Below are 4,851 nucleotides of genomic sequence, written 5' to 3'. Positions count from 1 at the left end.
AACTTACTGAAAGAAACATTTTAAGATTTTTTGACAAAAAAAAGGGTGCTTTTTTTTCATTTGATTTAAGAAATAAAAAAAAAATATTAGTCCCATCAATAACAAATTACTTAGTATTATTTGCTGATATAAAAAATCATAAAATAAATAATGTTTTGATTAAAAATTTAAAAAAACATAACGTTAAAGAAAAATACTTCTTTTCTTCAATAAAACCTACTCATAGAAGCTTTGAGGAAAAACGATATTGGAGAGGTCCTGTGTGGGTTAATTGTAATTGGTTTATATGCAAGGGTCTCATTAATAAGGATGAAAAATACTCAAAAAAAATTAAACAAAGTACAATTAGATTGGTAGAGAAAAAAGGATTTCATGAATATTACAGTTGCAAGAATGGTAAACCAATGGGTGCAAATAATTTTTCTTGGTCCGCTGCCCTGTATTTAGATTTAAAATTAAATTAATTAAAGTTTACAACTCATATCTTGTCCACAACATAGTGGTGATTTTATTTTACCATGATTATCTGGACATTTAGATATTTGTACTTCGTTACCATCATCTAGTTTAAGCATGTCGTCTACTAAAGGCTTATCACATTTTCCACATGTTGCATTGACTGACATTCCGCATTTTGAACACTCGTAAGTTGCCATGATTTATTCTCCTCTTATATAATATTAACAAAAATGTTAATAAATTAAAATGTTAAAAAAATTAGTAACTGTTACCAGAAGCGGTTCAATTGAGAGTGAACATTATGGTATTGGTGCTATAGTTAATTCTGATGGAAAAATTTTAAAAGAGTGGGCTGATAGCTCACAACTTATTTATCCAAGATCTTCTTTAAAACCAATACAGTCATTAAATTTATTTAAAGATGGACATATTGAAAAAGAAAATCTTTCAGAAAAACAGATTGCTTTTTCTACATCTTCACATTTTGCAGAAGACATACATCAAGAATTAATCCAAGATTGGTTAAAAAAATTAGATATTAATGAAAGCAAACTTGCTTGTGGGGAAGATTGGCCATGGATGTTAGATAATAAATTCAAAGCTTATGGTAAATATAAACAAAAAAGAAAAATTTTTCATAATTGTTCAGGTAAACACTGTGCACATCTCGCTGTAGCGATTGAAAGAGGTTTGGATATTGAAAAATATAATTCTAAAGATCATTTAATTCAAAAAGAGTTATTTAATTTAATAGAAAATTTAAGTGAAACTAAATTAGATCAAATAGGTGTTGATGGATGTACACTCCCTAATCCATTGATGCCTTTGAACAAGTTTGGATACTTAATGGCTAATTTTTCTGATTTCAAAAAACATGATAATTTGGGTGAAGTTGCCAGCAAAATTTATAATTCTTGTGTAAATCAACCTGATTATGCTGGTGGAAAAGAAAGTGAAAATTCAAAACTAACAAAACTTTTGGAAAAAAAAGTTTTCTTCAAAAATGGAGCAGAGGGGGTTTTTGTAGCAATTATCCCTGATCAAAAAATATCAGTTGTAGCTAAAATTTTAGATGGAAATGCAAGAGCATCATCTACAGCGATAGCTGGAATGATTTCAGAATTAAATATAATTGATAAAACCAAATTAGAATTATTTTTAAATAAACCTATAGCTAATTCAATTGGTGAGACTATAGGAGATATAAGTTGGATTGGTTAAAATTAATTTGAAAATCCATATTTTCTTAATCTCACGTCACCAGTTCTTGCATGCGCTTCCATTCCTTCGTATCTAGAAATTCTTGCACAAGCAGCACCAACTTCTTTTGTTGCAGCCTTACTCATTCTTTGGAAACTTAATGTTTTAATAAATTTACCAACAAACAAACCACCAGTGTATCTACCTGCACCTTTTGTTGGCAAAATATGGTTTGTTCCTGAACATTTATCACCATAAGCAACAGTTGTTTCTTCACCAATGAATAAAGATCCATAATTTTTTAATCTGTCATGGTACCATTGTAAATTTTTAGTTTGGACTTCTAAATGTTCTGGGGCGTATTCGTCACTAACTTTAGCGATCTCTTCGTCAGTATCACAAAGAATTACTTCACCATAATCTCTCCATGCAGCACCTGAATTTTCTCTTGGTAGATCTGGTAAATCTGCAATTAATTCTGGAACTCTTTGCATAACATAGTCTGCAACTTTTTTACTTTTAGTAAACAGCCAAGCTGGAGAATTATAACCGTGTTCTGCTTGTCCAACCAAATCATAAGCTACCATTTCAGGATCAGCAGTTTCATCTGCTATGACTGCAATTTCTGTTGGTCCAGCAAATAAATCTATACCAACTTTTCCAAATAAAATTCTTTTTGCTTCAGCAACAAATTGGTTACCAGGACCAACCAAAATATCTGCAGGCGCATTTCCAAATAAGCCATTGGTCATTGCTGCAATAGCTTGTACACCACCTAAATTCATTATTACGTCAGCACCACATAAGTCAGCTGTATAAACGATTGATGGATGTACTCCAACTCCAGGTTTTGGTGAACTGCAAACTAAAATATTTTTTACACCAGCAACTTTTGCTGTTGTTACACTCATTACAGCTGAAGCTATATGAGCGTATCTTCCTGCAGGAACATAACAGCCTGCTGTATTTACTGGAATAAGTTTTTGTCCAGCAAATAAACCATCAGATAATTCAACTTCAAAGTCTTGGCCATAATTTTTTAATTGTGCTTCAGCAAATTTTCTAACTCTTTCGTGAGAGAACTGAATATCATCTTTAGTTTTTTGATCTAAATTTTTTTTTATTTCTTCAATTTTTTCTTTTGAAACAATTACATCACCTTCATATTTATCAAATTTTTTTGAAAGCTCCTTACAACCTTCTTCTTTACTAGTCTCAATATCTTTTAGAATATTTTCTACTATTTCTCTTGTTTTTGTGTCATCAGTTGATGATGTTTTTGGTGATTTTTTTAAGTATGTAATTGCCATTTCTCTCCTTTAAATTTCAGTTTATTTAAATGAATTTCTTTTGAAATTCAATGAATCATTTAGTCCAATGCAACAACTGCAGCTGCAATAGAAGCTAATCGTGCTTGAGCTTCATCAGATCTACTTGTTATGACGACTGGCACTTTTCCACCAACAACAACTCCTGCGGCACATGCTCCACTAAAATAGATAAGCATTTTCACCAAAGCATTTCCAGTTTCTACACTTGGTACTAACAGCACATCTGCCTCACCAGCAACCAAATTTTTAATTCCTTTAATTGCAGCAGATTTTTTTGAAATACTATTATCGAACGCTAGAGGACCAAAAACGTCAGCACTTAAATTTTCTTCTTTGGCTAATTTTGTTATTTCTGCAGCCTCAATAGAACTTGGGACACTTTCTAAAACCTCTTCAGTTGCAGATAATACGGATACTTTTGGTCTTTCTATTCCTATTCTATTTGAAAAATTAACGACATTCTTAAGAATATGCATTTTTGTTTTAACATTTGGTAAAACATTTAATGCTCCATCAGTAATAATTAATGGCTTATCATCTTTACCGATAGTCATATGCCAGATATGACTTAATCTTGTTTTTCCTAGCAAATTATATTCACGTTTAAGCACTTCTTTCATCAAAACATCTGTATGAATATGGCCTTTAACGATTATTTGCACCTTACCTTCACTTGCTAATTTAGCTGCAATTTTAGCAGTATCATTTTCTACAGGTTCATGGATAAGCTCGTATTTTGAAATATCCCATTTAATATCTTCAGCACATTTTTGAATTTCTACTTCATGACCAATAAATATGGGCTCAATTAAATTTTCATTAACCGCGTCTTGCACTGATAACATAGGTAAAGGTTTGCCAGCATTTACGACTGCAACTTTAACTCCTTTTTTTTTATGAGCTAAATCTAATAAGTTATTTGGACAGACAATTTCTTTGTTTGAAAGCATTTTTTTCTACAAATAAGTGAAAAAACTTAACATGTATATAAAAAAAAATTCTTTATATAAATTTAACAAGTTTATATAATTAGTCTTGAGCGGGGGAGACTTTGGAAATTGTAACTAAAATTGCGCCAATTATTTTGGCCTTAATAATGTTAGGCTTGGGCCTAGGATTAAAACTAGAAGATTTTGGAAGAGTATTCAAAACACCAAAAGATTTTATTGTTGGTTTTATTTCTCAATTAATAATTCTTCCAATTGTAGCATATATATTAATTTTAATTTTAAAAACACCACCTGAAATAGCAATAGGGGTTATGATTATAGCTGCTGCACCAGGAGGAGTAACGTCTAATGTAATGACCAAATTTGCTGATGGTGATGTTGCATTATCAATATCTTTAACAGCTGTTATTAGTTTATTAAGCATAATTACAGTTCCTTTAATTATATTTACTTCTGCAGACATGTTAGGGATAACAGAAGTTTCTCAAAATATTTCAATGACTGGAATAGCACTAAAAATGTTTTTAGTGGTAACAGTACCTGTAATGTTAGGAATGATTATTAGAAAATTTGCTGAAAATTTCATATCTTCTAAAGTTGAAATATTTAATAAACTTAACATAATTTTATTTGCTGTTTTTTTCGTAGCAGCGTTTTATGAAGAAAGAGAAAATATTCTAAGCTTTATAAAACAAGCAGGTTTAATTGCTTTAATCTTAAATATTTCAATGATGGTCATTGCATATTACGTTGCAAAAGCTTTTGCTTCAGGTGTAAAACAAATGAAGTGTATTGCTTTAGAATGTGGACTGCAAAATGGAACATTAGCATTATTTGTCTCTACACAAATATTTGGTACGGATATTTTATATGCATTACCAACTGGTGCTTATGCACTAATCATGTATATA

At 30.6% G+C, this 4,851-nt stretch carries 6 protein-coding genes; 3 read left to right on the top strand and 3 right to left on the bottom strand.

Annotation, left to right across the window (positions count from 1 at the left end):
- The coding region (locus tag ACTTBL_RS06530; protein ID WP_440644122.1) for an MGH1-like glycoside hydrolase domain-containing protein at nucleotides 1–464 on the top strand (464 nt) is incomplete at its 5' end.
- Here ACTTBL_RS06530 and ACTTBL_RS06525 read toward each other — a convergent pair.
- Nucleotides 465–656 (bottom strand): hypothetical protein, encoded by a 192-nt coding sequence (locus tag ACTTBL_RS06525; protein WP_440644121.1) that lies wholly within the window; start codon nucleotides 654–656, stop codon nucleotides 465–467.
- Nucleotides 657–705: 49 nt separating this feature from the next.
- On the opposite strand from ACTTBL_RS06525, the gene ACTTBL_RS06520 reads away from it, so the two are divergent.
- Complete coding sequence (locus ACTTBL_RS06520; RefSeq protein ID WP_440644120.1) at nucleotides 706–1,680, top strand: asparaginase; 975 nt, start codon at nucleotides 706–708, stop codon at nucleotides 1,678–1,680.
- Between the two features lie 2 nt (nucleotides 1,681–1,682).
- Here ACTTBL_RS06520 and hisD read toward each other — a convergent pair whose 3' ends face one another.
- Together hisD and ACTTBL_RS06510 are read right to left on the bottom strand one after the other, a co-directional pair.
- Complete coding sequence (gene hisD, locus ACTTBL_RS06515; protein WP_075505106.1) at nucleotides 1,683–2,969, bottom strand: histidinol dehydrogenase; 1,287 nt, start codon at nucleotides 2,967–2,969, stop codon at nucleotides 1,683–1,685.
- 59 nt (nucleotides 2,970–3,028) lie between these two features.
- Nucleotides 3,029–3,940 (bottom strand): bifunctional enoyl-CoA hydratase/phosphate acetyltransferase, encoded by a 912-nt coding sequence (locus ACTTBL_RS06510; protein ID WP_440644119.1) that lies wholly within the window; start codon nucleotides 3,938–3,940, stop codon nucleotides 3,029–3,031.
- Between the two features lie 101 nt (nucleotides 3,941–4,041).
- Between ACTTBL_RS06510 and ACTTBL_RS06505 the strand changes: the two genes are divergently transcribed.
- A partial coding sequence (locus ACTTBL_RS06505) for a bile acid:sodium symporter family protein (protein ID WP_440644118.1) occupies nucleotides 4,042–4,851 on the top strand: 810 nt, incomplete at its 3' end.

This window comes from Candidatus Pelagibacter sp. HIMB123, assembly GCF_052048195.1.
GTDB lineage: Bacteria > Pseudomonadota > Alphaproteobacteria > Pelagibacterales > Pelagibacteraceae > Pelagibacter.
The sequence above is the reverse complement of the archived record's forward strand: the minus strand, read 5'-3'. Positions and strand labels throughout refer to the sequence as shown.

Excerpts from the sequence above, each read along its gene's own strand:
- ACTTBL_RS06510 (WP_440644119.1), bottom strand. The coding sequence starts at position 3,940 with ATGCTTTCAAACAAAGAAATTGTCTGTCCAAATAACTTATTAGATTTA.
- ACTTBL_RS06520 (WP_440644120.1), top strand. The coding sequence starts at position 706 with ATGTTAAAAAAATTAGTAACTGTTACCAGAAGCGGTTCAATTGAGAGT.
- hisD (WP_075505106.1), bottom strand. The coding sequence starts at position 2,969 with ATGGCAATTACATACTTAAAAAAATCACCAAAAACATCATCAACTGAT.
- ACTTBL_RS06525 (WP_440644121.1), bottom strand. The coding sequence starts at position 656 with ATGGCAACTTACGAGTGTTCAAAATGCGGAATGTCAGTCAATGCAACA.